At 71.6% G+C, this 17185-nt stretch carries 16 protein-coding genes; 12 read left to right on the forward strand and 4 right to left on the reverse strand.

The window, feature by feature from the left end; translation table 11 throughout:
• Positions 1–3: 3 nt before the first annotated feature.
• On the forward strand, positions 4–189 hold the full coding sequence (locus tag G4D86_RS14905) for a hypothetical protein (RefSeq protein WP_163993983.1): 186 nt from the start codon (positions 4–6) through the stop codon (positions 187–189).
• 3 nt (positions 190–192) lie between these two features.
• Here the strand turns inward: G4D86_RS14905 and G4D86_RS14910 are convergent, their stop codons facing one another.
• From G4D86_RS14910 to G4D86_RS14920, 3 genes are all read right to left on the reverse strand, one after another.
• A complete protein-coding gene (locus G4D86_RS14910; RefSeq protein ID WP_163993985.1) occupies positions 193–1137 on the reverse strand; it encodes an ATP-grasp domain-containing protein in 945 nt (314 codons plus the stop codon).
• A 121-nt stretch (positions 1138–1258) separates the two neighbouring features.
• Positions 1259–1414 (reverse strand): hypothetical protein, encoded by a 156-nt coding sequence (locus G4D86_RS14915; protein ID WP_163993987.1) that lies wholly within the window; start codon positions 1412–1414, stop codon positions 1259–1261.
• A gap of 180 nt (positions 1415–1594) precedes the next feature.
• Positions 1595–2485, reverse strand: coding sequence for a zinc metalloprotease (locus tag G4D86_RS14920; protein ID WP_240360252.1), 891 nt, complete (start codon positions 2483–2485; stop codon positions 1595–1597).
• A gap of 187 nt (positions 2486–2672) precedes the next feature.
• Between G4D86_RS14920 and G4D86_RS14925 the strand changes: the two genes are divergently transcribed.
• The 11 genes from G4D86_RS14925 to G4D86_RS14975 all read left to right on the forward strand — a co-directional run bounded on the left by G4D86_RS14925 (position 2673) and on the right by G4D86_RS14975 (position 16353).
• Positions 2673–3800, forward strand: a complete 1128-nt coding sequence (locus tag G4D86_RS14925) for a bifunctional UDP-sugar hydrolase/5'-nucleotidase (RefSeq protein WP_338050604.1) — start codon at positions 2673–2675, stop codon at positions 3798–3800.
• A gap of 112 nt (positions 3801–3912) precedes the next feature.
• The gene (locus tag G4D86_RS14930; protein WP_163993991.1) at positions 3913–5211 is read left to right on the forward strand and encodes a M20/M25/M40 family metallo-hydrolase; all 1299 of its coding nucleotides are present in this window, start codon (positions 3913–3915) and stop codon (positions 5209–5211) included.
• 209 nt (positions 5212–5420) lie between these two features.
• Entirely contained in the window at positions 5421–6581 is a 1161-nt protein-coding gene (locus G4D86_RS14935; protein WP_163993993.1) for a pyridoxal-phosphate-dependent aminotransferase family protein, read from the forward strand.
• A gap of 267 nt (positions 6582–6848) precedes the next feature.
• Positions 6849–7457 carry a DUF2378 family protein gene (locus tag G4D86_RS14940; RefSeq protein WP_163993994.1) on the forward strand — a complete coding sequence of 203 codons (609 nt, stop codon included), beginning with the start codon at positions 6849–6851 and terminating at the stop codon, positions 7455–7457.
• Between the two features lie 112 nt (positions 7458–7569).
• Positions 7570–9201, forward strand: coding sequence for a sensor histidine kinase (locus tag G4D86_RS14945; RefSeq protein ID WP_163993997.1), 1632 nt, complete (start codon positions 7570–7572; stop codon positions 9199–9201).
• Between the two features lie 145 nt (positions 9202–9346).
• Positions 9347–10780, forward strand: coding sequence for a sensor histidine kinase (locus tag G4D86_RS14950; RefSeq protein WP_205519573.1), 1434 nt, complete (start codon positions 9347–9349; stop codon positions 10778–10780).
• A complete protein-coding gene (locus G4D86_RS14955) occupies positions 10777–11244 on the forward strand; it encodes a response regulator (protein WP_163993999.1) in 468 nt (155 codons plus the stop codon). Before G4D86_RS14950 ends, G4D86_RS14955 begins: the two co-directional genes overlap by 4 nt.
• The gene (locus tag G4D86_RS14960; RefSeq protein WP_163994000.1) at positions 11241–12872 is read left to right on the forward strand and encodes a hybrid sensor histidine kinase/response regulator; all 1632 of its coding nucleotides are present in this window, start codon (positions 11241–11243) and stop codon (positions 12870–12872) included. Before G4D86_RS14955 ends, G4D86_RS14960 begins: the two co-directional genes overlap by 4 nt.
• Entirely contained in the window at positions 12869–13237 is a 369-nt protein-coding gene (locus G4D86_RS14965) for a response regulator (RefSeq protein WP_163994001.1), read from the forward strand. Before G4D86_RS14960 ends, G4D86_RS14965 begins: the two co-directional genes overlap by 4 nt.
• Positions 13238–13328: 91 nt before the next feature.
• Positions 13329–15461, forward strand: coding sequence for a cation:proton antiporter domain-containing protein (locus G4D86_RS14970; RefSeq protein ID WP_163994003.1), 2133 nt, complete (start codon positions 13329–13331; stop codon positions 15459–15461).
• 73 nt (positions 15462–15534) lie between these two features.
• Positions 15535–16353, forward strand: a complete 819-nt coding sequence (locus G4D86_RS14975) for a helix-turn-helix domain-containing protein (RefSeq protein ID WP_163994005.1) — start codon at positions 15535–15537, stop codon at positions 16351–16353.
• Positions 16354–16356: 3 nt separating this feature from the next.
• On the opposite strand, the gene G4D86_RS14980 is transcribed toward G4D86_RS14975, so the two are convergent.
• Positions 16357–17112 carry a GNAT family N-acetyltransferase gene (locus G4D86_RS14980; RefSeq protein ID WP_163994007.1) on the reverse strand — a complete coding sequence of 252 codons (756 nt, stop codon included), beginning with the start codon at positions 17110–17112 and terminating at the stop codon, positions 16357–16359.
• Between the last annotated feature and the right edge of the window lie 73 nt (positions 17113–17185).

The following is a 17185-nucleotide window of genomic DNA, read 5'->3' on the forward strand; positions in this document are numbered from 1 at the left end:
GCCATGACGCCTCCGAAGCCCCTGCCTCCCGATGAGCTGGACGCCGACCCCGCCCTCACCGATGAGCTGCGCGCGGTGATGCACCCGCGCCCGCACCGCGCCCTGGCCTTCACCGTGGCGCTGGTGGTGGTGCTCGGTGCGCTGGCGTGGGTGGCCTCGCGCACCGTGCTCGCCGTGCTGTGGAAGTAGGCGCTACGCCCGCCGCGCGTGTTTCGCGAGCGCGCGCGTGAAGTGGCCGGCGATGTCCGTGCCACCGCCCGCGTCGAAGCCGAGGAACATGGCGGAGCCGTTCAGCTCCAGGAACTTGAGCACGCCGTCCTGCCCGCGCTTCAAGTCCAGCCCCGTCCACCGCAGGCCGAGCACCTCGCACGCCTTCACGCAGTCGCGGGCCACCTCGGGCGGCAACTCCACCGGCTCCAGGCGCTCCTCGTTCTGACGGAAGTCGAGCGCGGAGGTGACGATGCGCAGGCTGGCGATGATTTCCCCGTCCAGCACGTACACGCGGAGGTCCTCCCCGGGCAGCAACTCCTGGAAGGTGACGGGCGCGGAGGACAGCGCGGAGAGCCGCTCGTCGGTGAGGTCCTCGGGCAGCAACTCGCGCGTGGCGGCGCCGCCGGTGACGGGCTTGTAGGCCACGCGCCCTCCCGCGGCGAAGCGGCGCACGGCTTCCGGGTCATTGGTCCACAGCGTCCGGGGCACCGGCAGGCCCGCGGCCTCGAGCGCGGCGAGCTGCACCGGCTTGGTCATCATCCAGTCGCTGGAGACGGGGTTGTAGAGCGGCACGCCGAGCTGCTCCCACCGGGCCACGAGCCCGTTGAGCAGGGTGGCCTTCTCGCGGAAGGCGGTGAGCGTGGTACGCCAGTCCTCGTCCATGGCCTCCTGTGCGTCCACCAGGTAGGCCAGGGGGCTGCTGTGCAGGCCGCGCAGGTAGACGGCGGCGGGCCGGCCCACGGTGCGCCCGTCGACGATGATGCCCGCCAGGTCCTCCGTGAGGGACACCCGCGTCTCGTCCGGGAAGGCCAGCGTGTCCACGATGACGGCGTCCACGCCCTCCACGCCCAGCCGGCGCGCCACTTCCTTGATGTGGAGGTCCTCGCGGGAGCCCACGAGCACCACCGTCCCAGTCTCTGTCGTCATGGTGCCTGTGCACCCTCCCACCGCGGGTTGTCCCCGCCTCACCTCCCATACGGACGAGGGAGGCCTGACGGGCTCTGGCCCGGGTGCGTACCTCGCGGACCCGGGCCATGCCAGCGGTGCGTCAAGCCTCGCTCCCGGTGTCCTTCTCCTCGCCCACCATCATCGTGGTGACCTGGGAGTCCCGGGGCGTCCCGGCCGGCCGGGGCACGCTCCGCACGGGAACGAGGTCCTGGACGAACAACACGCGGGGCCGTCTCTTGGGCTGGGGTTCACTCATGGTTCCACCCCGCAAGGTGCGACTGGCGAGCACCCGGCGCCAGGGCCCGGACTCACGCTGGAGCGGACGGGCGGGCAGTCGCTCGCATGCGGCGCCGCCACTCCCAGAAAAACAAAACGGCGAGCCCCCAGGTGGGAGCCCGCCGTTCATGTCAGGGACTGAAGCTGTCCCCGGCCGGGATTACTTCCCCAGGCGGTACGAGGTCCACATGCTGTTCATGCGGCTGTTCTGGCCCGCGCTGAAGTTGTTCATGCAGGAGTCGTAGCTGTAGTCCATGAAGTTGGTGATGGGGTCCACGCCGCCACCCGAGCAGGTGTCACGGCCGGAGGGGCAACCGGAGGCCGGCGAGGCCTCGGGCGCGGTGTCGCTCACGCTGTCGCCGGGGCTGGCGCAGCCGCCCTGGAACGTGTGGTACAGGCCCATCCAGTGACCGACCTCGTGGGTGCCGGTGTCGCCCTGGTTGTAGTTGGTGGCGGTGCCGCCGGGCAGCGAGGTCTGGAGGACGACCACGCCGTCCAGCTTCGGGCTGCTGGCGTAGCTCCAGGGGAAGGTCGCCCAGCCGAGCAGGCCGCCGCCCATGTTGTTGGTGTAGAAGTTCAGGTCGTCCGCGGTGCCCTTGCGCAGGGCGTTCTTCATCTGCGTCTCGCAGCTGCCGCCCGTACAGGTGTACCAGGTGCCGTTGTTCGTGGTGTCCGTGCCCGCCAGGGTGAAGGTGAAGCCGGCGGACCCGTACGCGGCGTTGAGGACGGAAATCTGGTTGTTGATCTGCGTGGCCGTCACGCCACCGGCGCCAGTCGCGCTGCGGATGACGTGGAAGTAGACGGGGATGTTCACCGCCATCGCCTGCACGTTGCCCTTCATCGCCTGGCGGGCCTTGATGGCCTCGAAGCGCGCCTCGATTTCGGCCACGGACTGCGCGTCGAAGTCGGGGTTACCGCAGCGGTCGAGGAGGGCCGCCTCCTGCGTGTCCGTCGGGGCCTGATTCATCTCCGACTCGTCCACGGGACCACAGCCGACCATCGCAGCAACGGCACCGAACGTCACAGCGGCCTTACCGAAAAGCGTACGCATGCGGGGCATCCTCTGGGGGTTGAGAGCGACGGCGCTTTGTATATGAATCCGTGAATTATTACAATGCGCGCAATGAATGGTAATATTTGGTTCAGGGATAGTCGGGTTTGACTCGATATGGGGTGTCTGCCACCCAGTGGCGAATCGCGCGCGAGCGTCTAGGCTCCCGCTCCTTCGAGGAGACGACGTGAAGGCCCCACTCCCGCTGATGCTGTGCGTTGCGTTGTTGTTGGCGGTGCAAGCTCATGCTGCGCCGCGGCGTCTGGTATTGCTGCTCACCGGAGACAACCAGGGTGAGATTGCGCCATGTGGTTGCAAGCAGGAGCCCCAGGGCGGACTGGCACGGCGGAAGACCGCAGTGGACGCGGAAAAAGCGCGCGGCCTGCCGGTGGTGCTGCTGGATGCGGGTAACGCGCTGTTCCGCAAGCCGGTGCGTCAAGACGAGCCGCTGGTGACACAGCGCGCGGAGCTGGTGCTGGAGCAGATGGAGGCGCTGGGCACCACGGCCATGGCGGTGGGACACCGTGATCTGTCCCAGGGGCTGGGGTGGCTGCGGAAGGCCGCGCAGGGGCCGAAGAAGAAGCTGAAGCTCCTGTCCGCGAACCTGGTGGACAAGGCCGGCAAGGCGCCCTTCGCGGCGTCCACGGTGGTGGAGGCCGGCGGCCTGAAGGTGGGCGTGGTGGGTGTGTCGCCCGAGGGCGCGCCGCCTGGAGAGCCCACGCTGAAGGGGCGCCCGCCGCTGGAGGCCGCGCTGGCCGAGGCGCGCAAGCTGCGCCAGAAGAGCAAGGTGGATGTGGTGGTGGTGCTCGCGGCGGTGCCGTACCAGGAGGCCGTGAAGCTGGCCATCATCGCCGGGGACGCGGTGGACTTCGTGGTGGAGTCGCACGAGAGCAAGGGCATTGGCATCGGCGAGCTGGTGGGCACCCACACCGCCGTGTTCCCCGCGGGGGAGCTCGGGCGGCAGCTGACGCGGCTGGAGCTGAGCGTGGACGGGCCGGGGCCCTCGGTGGACCTGGGCTCGGGGACGCGGGCGCGCCAGCAGCTGGTCGTGGTGGAGGGCAACCTCCTGAAGGCGCACGAGCGGCTGGCCGCCACCCGCGACGAGCCGACGCGCGCCGACCTCAGCCGCACCATCGTCGAGCTGGAGGGCCGCATGCGGCAGCTGGAGACGGAGGTGGACGTGAAGGCGCCCGCCGGTGGGCGCGCGCACCAGCTCTCGTACCTCACGCTGGGCCTGGCGGTGGCGGATGACCCGGCGGTGAAGCAGAAGGTGGAGCAGCTCGAGCCGCCCGGCTCGGCCACCGCCGCGCACTGACGCGGCCACTTCGTCCGGCTTCGTACGCGGCACCGACGCCGGGGCGCTCCACGCGCTCCGGCGTCGTCGTTTCCGGTGACTTCTCCGGGGGCCTGCGGTCCAATCCGCCGCCATGCAAGCGCTCGCCCTTCGTGAGGACCGTTTCCTGGATGTGCTCCGGCGGCTCATCGCCCTGACGCCGAAGCTGCAGAACAACCCCGGCGGGGGAATGGTGCCCGAGGAGCGGCTCGCCGCGCAGGTGGTGCTGGACGTGCTCGCCCCACATCTCAAGTCCGGCTTCATCCAGGTGGAGTCGCTCGCGGGCCCCGGCAACGAGGCGCGGCCCTGCCTGGTGCTCACCGTGAAGGGCACGGGCGAGGAGGGCACGCTGGGCTTCGTGGGGGCGCACTTCGACGTCGTGCCCGCGGACGAGAAGGGCGAGGGCTGGGAGCACAACCCCTTCGCGCTGTGGGAGGGGCCCGGCGGCGTGCTCTACGGGCGCGGCGTCACCGACTGCCTCGGCCACGTGGCGGTGATTACCGATCTGCTCGCGCAGCTCGCCGAGCGCAACGTGCGCCCGAGCCGCACGCTGAAGGTGGTGTTCATCTCCAACGAGGAGTCCACGGACCTGCCCGGCCTGGGCCTGGGCTACGTGGCGCAGCAGGGGCGACTGAAGGACCTGCTCGGGCAGCCGGTGTACTGGCTGGACAGCGCCAACTTCGGCCCCAACGTGGGCACCGGCGGCAACGCCATCTGGGAGCTGAAGGTGACGGGCGTGGGCGGGCACTCGGGCATGCCGCAGAACTGCGTCAACGCGCTGGAGCTGGCCATGGCCGCGTCGCTGGAGCTGGCCCGCTGGTTCCACGCGCGCTACCCCGCCACCGAGGACGAGAAGAAGTGGGGCTTCCTCTCCTCGTCCAGCCTCAAGGCCACCGTGGTGGAAGGCGCCAACACCAAGGAGACGAAGATTCCCGCCGACATCACCCTGCGCGGCGACATCCGCGTCACGCCCTTCTATGACTTGAAGGAGGTGATGCAGTCGGTGGAGGCCTTCGTGAGGGATTTGGATGCGCGTCTCGAACGCGACGAGGTCCTCGCCGGCTTCCCGCGCACGCGCACGGCGGCGGGCAAGCGCGGCTCGCTGGCGTTCCGCTTCCAGGGCGCCGGCACGGAGGGCATCGCCTGCCGGCTGGACTCGCCGGGGCTCCAGGCGCTGAAGGACGCGATTCAGCACGTGCGCGGCGTGGCGCCGACGCCGTTCTCCCTCACCGGCTCGCTGCCGCTCGTGCGCGACTTGCAGCGCCAGGGCTGCGACGTGCAGATAACGGGCTTCGGGGACATGGCGTACTACCACGCACCCAATGAGCAGGCCCGGCTGGAGGACTTCCGGCAGGGCTTCACCATCCTCCGCGAGCTGCTCGTGCGGCTGTGACTCGCACGGGCCCCGCGGCGCGCCGCTCACCGGGGCAGACCGGATGAGTGGGCACCTGCCCCGCGAGCCAGGGCCCGCGTCGCTCCTGCCACATCGGGCCCACATGGTCGTGGACAGCGGCCCGGCGGCTGGCCAGATTCAGGGCCGCGCCTTCGCGGCATCCATCAGGGGCCCTCGCGGGCTCCGGGCGCGCCAGGAGCGGTGACACCGTGAGAGACCTGCTGATGATTCCGGGGCCGGTGGAGTTCGAGCCGGAGGTGCTCCAGGCGCTGGCGGCGCCCACGCTCGGCCACACGGACCCGGCCTTCATCTCCATCTTCGGCCGGGCGCTGAAGCGGCTGCGCGAAGTGTGCCTCGCCCCCGGCGCGCAGCCCTTCGTGGTGGCCGGCTCCGGCACGCTGGCCATGGAGCTGGCGGGCGCCAACCTGGTGGAGCCGGGTGACCGCGCGCTCGTGGTGAACACGGGCTACTTCAGTGACCGGATGGCGAAAATCCTGGAGCGCCACGGCGCGCAGGTGACGCACGCGCGCGCGGCCCCGGGCGAGTCCCCTTCCGCCGACGAGGTGGAGACGCACCTGTCGCGCGGCGGCTTCAAGGTGATGACCGTCACGCACGTGGACACCTCCACCGGAGTCCTGGCGCCCGTGGAGGCGCTGGTGCGCGCCGGGCGCAAGCACGGGGTGCTGGTGGTGGTGGATGGCGTGTGCGCCACCGCGGGCGAGGCCTTCCACCAGGACGCGTGGGGCGCGGACGTGTACCTGACCGCGAGCCAGAAGGCGGTGGGCGTGCCGCCAGGCCTGGCGCTGCTCACAGTGGGGCCGCGTGCCATGGAGGCCTGGCGCAAGCGCAAGACGCCGGTGGCCAGCGTCTACTCGGACTGGGCGGAGTGGCTCCCCATCATGGAGGCGTACGAGGCGGGCAAGCCGTCCTACTTCGCGACGCCGCCCGTCAACCTCGTCTGCGCGCTGGACGTGAGCCTCGGGCAGATTCTCGCCGAGGGCATGGAGGCGCGCTTCGCCCGGCACCAGCGCATGGCGCGCGCCTTCCGCGCGGCGTGGAAGGCCCTGGGCCTGCGCATGCTGCCCACGTCCGAGGCCCTCACCGCCAACACCCTGAGCGCCGTCTACTACCCGGACGGCGTGGACGCGGCGCTGGTGGGGCGGGTGAAGGGCCAGGGCATCGTCATCGCCGGCGGCCTCCATCCGGAGCTCAAGACGCGCTACTTCCGCGTGGGCCATATGAATCGCGTCGGCCCCACGGACGTGCTGGCCGCGGTGGGCGCGGTGGAGCGGGCACTGCTCGCCGCCGGCCACCGCTCCGAGCCCGGCGTTGCCGTGGCCGCCGCCCAGGCCTCGCTCATCGCGGGCTGAGCCCCGCCTCCCGTGGGCTCCGCGAGAGCCCACGGGGCCCCTGGAAGATTCCGTGCATAGCCGACCTGGACGGTGGCTCCTCCCTTCAGGAGCCGTGGCGTTCCAGGATTCCACGGGCGCGGAATAATGATTCGACAGCAGCGTAAAAATATGAGAAGGTTGCCATCCCGGAAGTGGGGGGAATCGGGTCAGCCCGGAAATACCTGCCAGATACGCCGGCGGTGTGTTTCCGAGACAGACCTGGAAGGTCCCCTCGGGGGAGAGACCATGTACGTGGGCACGGAAGCGAGCAGCAGTGGAGCAGCCTGGGAGCTGGAGCTGCGACGCCTTGCCGCGAGCGAGGAGGACCAGGCTCGCGGGATGTTCTTCCAGGGCACGCTGGACGTGGTCGGCTTCCTGGGTGGGGAGGGCGCCGTGGCCCGGTGCAAGGGCGTGGCGGGCATCTGGGAAATCAACCCCGTGCACATGTACCCCATCAGCCGTTACCTGCGGATGACGTCCACGGCGGCGCGGCTGCTGGCGCCCCAATTGGACGGCTTCGAGGGCGTGCTGAAGCGCATGGGCACGCAGGCCACGGTGGACTTCCTGTCCTCCATGTTCGGCCGGGACTTGATGCAGACGGCCGGTGGCAGCCCGCGCAAGCTGCTGCAGTCGCTGGGCGACTCGTACCGCGCGGCGGTGAGCTACGGCGAGCGCTACCCGCTGTGGACGGGCGACAAGAGCGCCCGCTTCATCATGCGGCGCGACTTCATGCCCGCCGCGTACCACGAGGGCGTCCTCCGCGGCGTGCTCGAGGCCATCGGCGCGCAGGACGTCCAGGTGTACGGACGTCAGGTGGCGCTGCTCGACAGCGAGTACGAGCTGTCCTGGAAGTGAAGTAGCGGCAGGCAGGCGTTCGGCCCTGCGTGCGGATGAGGGCAGGGGGTTGCCGCCCCCGGGCATCGATGGCGACACCTCCTGGGGTCCGCCACGAATGGATGCTCGGAACGTGAGCCCCGTCCTGTCCACCGCTGAACGCCTGCGGCGGCACATGCCGCGAGTCCTCGCGATATGGGAGGAGCGGGTGCGGCGGGACGTGCCGGCCTCGAGGGAGCAGCCCGCGCCCGCCCTGCGCGACTCGCTTCCGGCGATGCTCGAGGAGCTGGTCACGACGCTCGAGGACCCCACGCCCCGGCGGGCCCTCGGAAAGCGGGAGCATGAGCTCGGCCGGGAGCACGGCCTCGAGCGGGCGTCCATGAAGGACTACTCGCTCGAGCAGGTCATGCACGAGTACCACCTGCTGCGCCAGGTGCTCTTCGAGGTGCTGGAGGAGGACGGCCCCCTGAGCGTCGCCGAGCGCGACGTGCTGCTCGACTCGGTGCAGGTCGGCGTGCGCAACGCGGCCAGCGAATTCTCCCGGCGGCGCGGCATGGAGGCCGAGAGCAGCCGCGCGGCCATCCTCGAGGCGCAGGCGACGCTGGAGCGCCGGGTGCTGGAGCGCACCGAGGCGCTCACGGCGAGCGAGGAGCGCTTCCGGACCTTCGTGGAGGGCGTGCGCGACTACGCGCTCTTCACCCTGGACACCGAGGGGGTCATCACCTCGTGGAACCTGGGCTGCATCCGCATGAAGGGCTATTCGGTGGAGGAGGCCGTGGGCAGCAACTTCCGCATGCTCTACACGGAGGAGGGGCGGGCCCGCGGAGACGCCGAGGACCACCTGCTCATCGCGCAGCGCGAGGGGCGCTTTCGCGGCGAGGGCATGCGCCGGCGCAAGGACGGCGCCATCTTCCTCGCCGACGTGCTCATCACCCCCATGTACCGGGGGGGCCTCCTCATCGGTTTCTCCAAGGTGGTGCAGGACCTCACCGAGCGGAACCTGCTGGTGCGCGAGCGCGACCTGTCGCGCGTCACGGTGGAGAACTTCCGGGTGGAGCGCGAGGTGCGCGAGCGCGTCATCACCATGGTGTCCCATGATTTGCGCACGCCACTGACCGCGGCGAAGGTGAGTGCGCAGCTCATCCTGCGCAAGCCCGAGGCGCACGAGCGCCACCTGGAGCTCGCGGCCCGGGTGGTGGGCAACCTCGAGCGGCTGGACCGGATGGTGGCGGACCTGCTGGACACCAGCCGCCTGCGCGAAGGCCAGTCGCTCACGCTCGCGCTGTCGCTCTTCGACCTCACGGACCTGGCCCAGGAGGTGGCTGACGAGCTCGCCACGGTGTACGGGGACCGCTTCGTCGTGCACGCGGAAGGGAAGGTGGAGGGACACTGGAGCCGCGACGGCCTGCGGCGGGTGCTGGAGAACCTGGCCACCAACGCGGTGAAGTACGGCGAGCCGGGCTCGCCCATCACCTTCAGCGTGCACCGCAGTGCGCACCGCGCCGGGCTGCGCGTCGTCAACCTCGGAAAGGGCCTCACGCCCGCGGCGCAGGCCGCCCTCTTCACGCACTTCCAGCGGGGCGCGGACGCCGAGCACAGCCCCCAGCCGGGCTGGGGCGTGGGCCTCACCGTGGTGCGCGGCGTCGTCGAGGCCCTCGGGGGCACTGTCGGGGTGTCGAGCACTCCGAACTCCGGCACCAGCTTCCTCGTGGACCTGCCCATCGACTCGCGTCCCTTCGCGAAGGAACGGCCAGAAGGGGCCTAGGCAGGGGCGGTATGCGCCACGCCAGGCCGCCTGCCCTGCGACACGGGGAGCGGGCCCCGGTACTCGCGTCACTTCTCCGGCGACTTCCAGGCCTCCGCGCCGGACACATGCGCATCTTGCGGTTACCCCACCGGGGTCCGTCTGGATGTCCGCCTTGGCCTACCTCGACCCGAACCGCTTCCGTCGCCTGCTGCTGCGCTCCGTGGTGCTGCCCGCGGTGCTGGGGACGCTCTTGGCCGGGCTGCTCTTCTGGGAGGTGCGCCAGCTCCTCCGGGCGGACGAGGCGGCGGACCGCTCCGACGCGGTGCTCGCGCAGGCCGTCCAGGTGCGCCAGCTCCTCATCGACCGGGAGACGGGCCTTCGCGGCTTCCTCCTCACCGGAGACGCCAGATTCCTCGAGCCCTACCACGCCTCGGGAGCGCGCCTGCCGGAGGCCCTCGGCCGGCTGGAGTCGCTCGTGTCGGACTCGCCGGACCAGCGCGCCCGGCTGGAGGAACTGCACCGGCGCCGGGCAGGCTGGGAGTCCTTCTCCGACGAGGAGCTGCGGAGCTTCAGGGACGGTGGAAACTGGCTGAAGCTGGTCGTCGAGGGAGAGGGCAAGCGTCGTATGGACAGCATCCGCCAGCTCCTCGACGAGCTGGCCTCCGTGGAGCGCGAGAGGGCCAACCAGCGCGGTGCCCTCGCCGAGCGCCAGGCGCGGATGGTGCTGTGGGGCGGCGCCGCCTGGCTGCTCGTGCTCGGGGCCCTGCTGGCGTGGATGGGCCGGCGCCAGCTCGTCGTCCTGTCCGACGACTACGAGTCCCTGCTCGAGCAGGCCCAGGCGCAGGCCAACGCCCTGCGCGCCAGCGAGGCGCGCCTGGAGCAACGCGTGGCCCAGCGCACCCAGGAGCTGACGGTGGCCAACCGCGAGCTGGAGTCCTTCAGCTACTCCGTCTCCCACGACCTGCGCGCCCCGCTGCGCGCGGTGGACGGCTTCAGCCAGGCGCTGCTGGAGGACGAGGGCGAGCGCATCTCCGAAGAAGGCCATGAGCACCTCCGGCGGCTGCGCGCGGCGGCCACCCGCATGGGGCTGCTCATCGACGACCTCTTGCGCCTGTCCCGCCTGTCTCGCGCCGAGCTGCGCCAGGAGCCGGTGGACCTGAGCACCCTGGCCCGGGACGTGGCGGAGGGGCTCACGCGCGGCGAGCCCGGTCGCGACACGACGTTCGACATCGCCCCCGGCCTCGCGGCGCGGGGGGATGCCCGGCTGCTCCGGGTCGTCCTGGAGAATCTGCTGGGCAACGCCTGGAAGTTCACCAGCCAGCGCTCCGGGGCCCGCATCGAACTTTTCGCTGAGTCGCAGGATGGGCGCCCCCGTTACTGTGTCCGCGACAACGGCGTGGGTTTCGACATGGCGTACGCGAGCAAGCTCTTCTCCCCCTTCCAGCGGCTGCACCGGCCCACCGAGTTTCCCGGCTCCGGCATCGGGCTCGCGACCGTGCAGCGCATCATCCACCGTCATGGCGGAGACATCACCGCGGAGGCGGTGCCGGACGGCGGGGCTACCTTCTGCTTCACCCTGGAGGAGTCGCACCCATGAATGGCTCCGAGCGTCCCATCCTCCTGGTGGAGGACAACCCCGATGACGCCGACCTGACCCTGCGGGCCTTCAAGCGCGCGGGCATCACCACCCCGATGGACGTGGCGCGCGACGGCGTGGAGGCCCTCGACTACCTCCATGGCCGGGGCGCCTTCGCGGCGCGCGCCGGCCAGCCGTTGCCGGTGGTGGTGCTGCTCGACCTGAAGCTGCCACGGCTGGACGGGCACGAGGTGCTGCGCCGCATCCGCGCGGACGCGCGCACGCGGCTGTTGCCGGTGGTCATCCTCACCTCGTCGGTGGAGGATGTGGACCTGGTGCGCGGCTACGGCGGCGGGGCCAACAGCTACGTGCGCAAGCCGGTGAGCTACACGGAGTTCGTGGAGGCGGCGCGCCAGCTCGGCCTGTACTGGCTGGTGCTCAACCACGAGCCGCCCTCCGTGCCTCCTGCCGGGACGGCGGGATGAAACCGCTGCGGCTGCTGGTGGTGGAGGACAACCCGGACGACGCGGCGCTGATGCTCCTGGAGCTGAAGCGCAACGGCTTTCGTCCGGAGTCCCACCGCGTGCAGACGGCGGCGGCGATGCGGCAGGCACTGGTGGGCGCGGACTTCGACATCATCCTCTCCGACTACTCCATGCCGGACTTCACCGCGCTGCAGGCGCTGAAGGTGCTCCAGGAGACGGGGCGGGACATCCCCTTCATCGTCGTGTCCGGCAGCATCGGCGAGGGCGAGGCGGTGGAGGCGATGCGAGCCGGAGCGCGCGACTACTTCGCCAAGGACCGGCTGGTGCGGCTGGGCGCCGCGGTGGAGCGCGAGCTGGCGGAGGCCCGGGCCCGGCGCGAGCGGGCACGCACGGAGCAGGACCGGCGGATGCTGGCGCTCGCCAGTGAGGTGCTCGCCGAGCCGGAGGACCTGGACGAGCGGCTGCGCCGGCTGGTGCAGCTCCCGGTGCCGAAGGTGGCGGACTGGTGCACCCTGCGCCTGTACGAGAAGGGGCGCGGCGGCCTGCGGCTGGTGGCGCTGGCGCACCCGGATGCGGAGCGGGCGGCGCGCATGTGGGAGGTGGACCAGCGAAACCCCCTCGAGGTGGGCATGGACTTCGGGCCGGCGCACGTGCTGGCCACCGGTGAGCCGGAGCTGGTGGAGGAGGTGGCGGCGCGGCCCCGGCCCGTCACCGACGTCTCGGAGTATCAGGAGGTTCTGCGCGAGCTGGGCTTCCGCTCGGCGCTGCACGTGCCCATGCGAGGCCGCACCGGCGTGCTGGGCGTGCTGTCGCTGGCCATCGACCGCGGCGACCGGCGCCTGGGACCGGAGGACCTGGCGCTGGCGCAGGAGCTGGCCCGGCGCGCCGGGCTGGTGCTGGAGAACGCGCGCCTGTTTCGCGAGGTGCAGGACGCGGTGCGGCTGCGCGACGACTTCCTCACCGTGGCGGCGCACGAGCTGCGCACGCCGCTCACCACGCTGCGCCTGCAGCTCGGCTCGCTGATGCAGCACGCCCGCGAGACGCCCATGGCCGAGGAACTGGAGACGCGGCTGGAGCGCAGCATGCGCCAGGTGCTGCGGCTGGGGACGCTGGTGGAGTCGCTGCTGGACGTGTCCCGGCTCACCAGCGGCGAGCCAGACCTGTCCCCGGAGCGCTTCGACCTGGTGGAGGCGGTGCGCGCGGTGGTGGAGCGCTACGGCGCGGAGGCGGAAGGCGTGGGCAGTGAGCTGCGCGTGTCGGCGGGGCCGGAGCTGTGGGGCCGGTGGGACCGGGCGCGGGTGGAGCAGTCTGTGGCGGCGCTGGTGTCCAACGCGCTGAAGTTCGGCCCGGGCCGGCCGGTGGAGGTGGAGGTGACGCGGGAGGGGCCCATGGGCCGGGTGCGGGTGATGGACCGGGGCATCGGGATTCCGGAAGACCAGCTGGAGCGCATCTTCGAGCGCTTCGGGCGCGCGGTAAGCTCGCGCTCCTACGGGGGACTGGGGCTGGGGCTGTACCTGGCGAGGCGTGCGGCGGAAGCCCATGGGGGCCGCGCCTGGGCGGAGATGCGGGAGGGTGGCGGAGCGCGGTTCACCCTGGAGCTGCCGTTGGAGAAGGAGGAGCGTGCGTGAGCCGGCCGTTGCTGGTGGTGGACGACGACGCGGACCTGCGCGAAGCGCTGGAAGAAGTGCTGCGCGACGCGGGCCACGAGGTGTTGGGCGCGAGCAATGGCAAGCATGCCCTGGAGGTGCTGGGCACCATGCCCGTGCTGCCGGGACTGGTGCTGCTGGACATGATGATGCCGGTGCTGGACGGCGGCGGCTTCGCCCGCGCCATGCGCCAGGTGCCCCAGTGGCGCGACATCCCCGTGCTCGTCTTCTCCGCGTCCGCCAACGCCCGTCAGGTGGCCGAGGAGATTGGTGCGTGCGGCCACCTGCGCAAGCCCGTGGACGTGGACACGCTCGTCGAGGCCGTGCGCAGGCACAAGGTGGAGTGAGTTGCCTGCCCGCACGGACAGTCCTCGTGAATTGACGATTCCGCGAGCGGGTTGATAAGGGGTTACTTAACACCCACCACCGGAGGGATGGATGCATTTCAACCCGCTGACGCTGCTCCTGGTGCAGCTCATCGTCATCATCGGCGCATCGCGACTCATTGGCCGGGGGGCGAAGTGGCTGGGGCAACCGCTGGTGATAGCGGAGGTGGTGGCGGGCATCGTCCTGGGCCCGTCACTCCTGGGGTGGTTGGCGCCGGGGGTGATGGGGGCGCTGTTCCCCGCGTCGTCGATGCCAGCGCTGACGATGCTGAGCCAGGTGGGGCTGGTGCTGTTCATGTTCCTCATCGGCCTGGAGCTGGACCCGCGGATGTTGAAGGGGCGGGGACACGCGTCGGTGGCCATCAGCCACACCAGCATCATCGTCCCCTTCGCGCTGGGCGCGGGCGCGGCGGCGCTGTGGCTGTACCGGAGCCTGTCGGACCCGGCGGTGCCCTTCTCGTCCTTCGTGCTCTTCATGGGCGTGGCGATGAGCATCACCGCCTTCCCTGTGCTGGCTCGCATCCTCACGGAGCGGGGGCTGCTCCAGTCGAGGGTGGGCACGGTGGCCATTGCCTGCGCGGCGGTGGACGACGTGACGGCGTGGTGCCTGCTGGCCTTCGTCGTCTCCATCGTCCGGGCGTCGGACCTGGCGCACGCGGCGCTCACCACGATGTTCGCTCTGCTCTACATCGGCTTCGTGCTGGTGGTGGTGCGCCCCTTCCTGGCGCGGCTGGGCGCGCGGGTGGCGAGCCGCGAGGGGCTGACGCAGAACGTGGTGGCGGGCACGCTGGTGCTGCTGCTGGCGTCCGCGTGGGTGACGGAGCTCATCGGCATCCACGCGCTCTTCGGCGCGTTCCTCTTCGGCGCCGTCATCCCCAAGGAGGGCGGGCTGGCGGAGGCGCTCGCGGAGAAGCTGGAGGACGTGGCGGTGGTGTTGCTGCTGCCCGTCTTCTTCGCCTTCAGCGGGCTGCGCACGCAGATTGGCTTGCTGAACAGCGTGGAGGCCTGGGCCACCTGCGGCGTCATCATCCTGCTGGCGGTCCTGGGCAAGTTCGGCGGCAGCGCGGTGGCGGCGCGGCTGACGGGGATGCCCTGGCGCGAGGCGGGCGCGGTGGGCGTGCTGATGAACACGCGCGGGCTGATGGAGCTCATCGTGCTCAACATCGGCCTGGACCTGGGCGTCATCTCGCCGCAGCTCTTCACGATGATGGTGCTGATGGCGCTGGTGACGACGTTCATGACCACGCCGCTGCTGCGCTGGTTCTATGCGACGGAGGAGATGGCGAGGGACAGGTTCTCCCCGCCGGTGTCGCTGGAGCCGGGCCCCGCGCCCTACAGCGTGCTGATGTGCGTGTCACATGGGCAGGCGGGGCCGGGCATGGCGTCCGTGGCGCGGGCGCTGGTGGGCGGGGAGCGGGCGCAATTGCACGCGCTGCACCTGGTGCCGCCCGAGCGCGCGCCGCTGTTGCCGGAGGCGGAGCGGAGTGTGCCCTCGGAGGGTGCGCTGGTGCCGCTGCTGGGGCGCGCGGAGAAGCTGGGGCTGGCGGTGCGGCCGCTGTCCTTCGTGTCCGCCGAGCCCGCCGCGGACATCGTGCGCACGGCGCAGGCGCGGCGCGCGGACCTGGTGCTGCTCGGGTGGCACAAGCCGCTCTTCAGCCAGACGGTGCTGGGCGGCACGGTGCACGAGGTGATGGAGGCGGCGTCGGGCACGGTGGCGGTGCTGGTGGACCGGGGGCTGTCGGACGTGAAGCGCGTGCTGGTGCCCTTCATCGGCAGCCGGCATGACCGGGCCGCGCTGGGGCTGGCGCGGCGGATGATGCAGCAGGCGGGCGCGGAGGTGACGGTGCTGCACGTGACGTCGGACCTGGGCGGCAGCGGCGCGCGGGCGCAGGTGGATGAGTTGTTCCCCTCCGAGGAAGGCGGCGTGCGGCTGAAGGTGGTGCGGCACGACGCGCCGGACGAGGCCGCGCTGGAGGAGGCGCGCCACGGGTATGACCTGGTGGTGGTGGGCGTGGGCGCGCAGTGGGGCCTGGAGGACCGGCTCTTCGGCCTGCACCGCGAGCGCATCATCCGGGACGCGCCGGGCTCGCTGCTCGTGGTCCGCCACCCGGAGCCGGCTCCGGCCGCGGAAGCCGCCGCCGAGGAGGCACGTGACTCGGAGCGCGCGATGCCGGCGCGGGGCTGAGGGGATGGGCGTGCACCCGCGCATCACCCCACGGCTGTTCCGCTCGTCGTCCGCGAGGAGCTAGAGGGGAGCCATGCACCTGGGCGCCACCCTGCGGCTGTTGCGTGTGGACGCGGGCGTGTCCCTCCGGGACATGGCCCGGCGCATCGGCGTGTCGAGCGCGTACCTCAGCCGTGTGGAGCACGGCCTGGACGCGCCGCCCACGGCCGAGCGGCTGGCGGCCATCGCCCGCGAGCTGGACGTGCCGCCCGCGCTGCTGATGGACGTGGCCCAGCGGGTGAGCCCGTATGTGGCGGGCTACCTGGAGGACGTGCCGGGCGCCGGGACGCTCTTCCTCGAAATCGCGCGGCGGCGGCTCGCGGGCGCGCAGCTCGCGAAGGTGCGCGCCTTCCTGGACGCGGAGTTCCCGGTGCGCGCCGGGCGTGATGACGGGCCTGTGCCGCCGCTGGCCCCGCTGCTGGCCCCGGAGCGGGTGGTGGTGCGGCTGTCCTGCACGGGCTGGGACGACGTGCTGGACGTGGTGGCCGGGCGCCTGGGCGCGGCGCTGCCGGGCACGGACGCCGTCCACCTGGTGGAGGAGCTGCGGCGCCGCGACGCGGAGTCCTCGTGCGCGGTGGGCGGCGGCGTGGCGGTGCCTCACGCCGTCCTCCCGGGCGCCGTGCCGGTGGCGGCCCTGGTGACGCTGGCGAAGCCGCTGAAGGTGGACACGCCTGACGGCCAGCCCCTGCGGCTCGTGGTGGCGACGGTGGACGGAGGCCGCTGCAGCGCCCGGCTCGTGCGCCTGGCCCACGTGGCGAGGCTTGCCGCCCACGGGCTCGCGGAGCGCCTGCTGGACGCGCGTCAGCCCCGAGAGGTGCTGTCCGTGCTGGAGGAGCTGGAGTCGCTGCGCTGACGCTCAGCCGGCGCGGTACACCCAGCTCACCCAGCCGCCCAAGTCGCGGTAGCCCAGCCGCCGGTACATGCCCTTCGCCTGCGGCGTCGCCTGGAGCACGGACGCCTTCATGCCCCGGGCTCGCGCCCCGGCGAGCAGCCCACGCATGACTTCCGATGCCAGCCCTCGCCCCCGGGCCTCCGGCGCCGTGGCCACCATGAACACGCCCGCGGTGTCCCCCACGTCCTGTGAGAAGCCGCAGGCCAGGGGGCGGCCCGCCTCGCACGCCAGCAGCGTGTGGACGGGCAGCGGGGGTCCCTGGTTCCACACCTCCAGCGTGCCGCTCCACTGGCCCCAGACGGCGACGTTGAGCGCCACCAGCTCGCGCAGCGTCTCTGGGACTTCGAGCGGAATCGAGGGCGGGACGTCCGGTGCCTCCGCCAGCACCAGCCCCATGGCGTCCGAGAGGTGCTCGTCGGGCCGGTAGCCGGCGGCGCCCAGCACCCGCCCGCCCGTTTCACTCCCGGGGGGCACCACCACGCGCCACGCCGGCACGCCCTGCGCCCGGAAGAAGTCCTCCACCGCGGGCAGGGCGGCGGCCAGCGCCTCCGTGTCCGTGAAGTACACCTGTTGGAAGTGCAACTCCTTCGCCAGGTCAGGCAGGCAGAAGGCGTCCACGGACGGCAATTCCAGGTGGCGCAACTGGCCCCGTTGCCGCTGGAGGTGGCGGAAGGCGATGACGTTGGTGAGCAGGCGCGCGGTCAGTTCGGCATTCGTCATTTGGACGCGGTGAAACGTAGAACATCCGGTCGCGCAAAAGCGCGCACCAGCGGGCCAGGGCAGGTAGGGTGCG

It is taken from the genome of Pyxidicoccus caerfyrddinensis (genome assembly GCF_010894405.1).
Taxonomy (GTDB): Bacteria; Myxococcota; Myxococcia; order Myxococcales; family Myxococcaceae; genus Myxococcus; species Myxococcus caerfyrddinensis.

What these genes read in the sequence shown, in the direction of transcription:
- G4D86_RS14905 (WP_163993983.1), top strand. Translation starts at nt 4, where the DNA reads ATGACGCCTCCGAAGCCCCTGCCTCCCGATGAGCTGGACGCCGACCCC.
- G4D86_RS14910 (WP_163993985.1), bottom strand. Translation starts at nt 1,137, where the DNA reads ATGACGACAGAGACTGGGACGGTGGTGCTCGTGGGCTCCCGCGAGGAC.
- G4D86_RS14915 (WP_163993987.1), bottom strand. Translation starts at nt 1,414, where the DNA reads ATGAGTGAACCCCAGCCCAAGAGACGGCCCCGCGTGTTGTTCGTCCAG.
- G4D86_RS14920 (WP_240360252.1), bottom strand. Translation starts at nt 2,485, where the DNA reads ATGCGTACGCTTTTCGGTAAGGCCGCTGTGACGTTCGGTGCCGTTGCT.
- G4D86_RS14930 (WP_163993991.1), top strand. Translation starts at nt 3,913, where the DNA reads ATGCAAGCGCTCGCCCTTCGTGAGGACCGTTTCCTGGATGTGCTCCGG.
- G4D86_RS14940 (WP_163993994.1), top strand. Translation starts at nt 6,849, where the DNA reads ATGTACGTGGGCACGGAAGCGAGCAGCAGTGGAGCAGCCTGGGAGCTG.
- G4D86_RS14950 (WP_205519573.1), top strand. Translation starts at nt 9,347, where the DNA reads ATGTCCGCCTTGGCCTACCTCGACCCGAACCGCTTCCGTCGCCTGCTG.
- G4D86_RS14955 (WP_163993999.1), top strand. Translation starts at nt 10,777, where the DNA reads ATGAATGGCTCCGAGCGTCCCATCCTCCTGGTGGAGGACAACCCCGAT.
- G4D86_RS14960 (WP_163994000.1), top strand. Translation starts at nt 11,241, where the DNA reads ATGAAACCGCTGCGGCTGCTGGTGGTGGAGGACAACCCGGACGACGCG.
- G4D86_RS14970 (WP_163994003.1), top strand. Translation starts at nt 13,329, where the DNA reads ATGCATTTCAACCCGCTGACGCTGCTCCTGGTGCAGCTCATCGTCATC.
- G4D86_RS14975 (WP_163994005.1), top strand. Translation starts at nt 15,535, where the DNA reads ATGCACCTGGGCGCCACCCTGCGGCTGTTGCGTGTGGACGCGGGCGTG.
- G4D86_RS14980 (WP_163994007.1), bottom strand. Translation starts at nt 17,112, where the DNA reads ATGACGAATGCCGAACTGACCGCGCGCCTGCTCACCAACGTCATCGCC.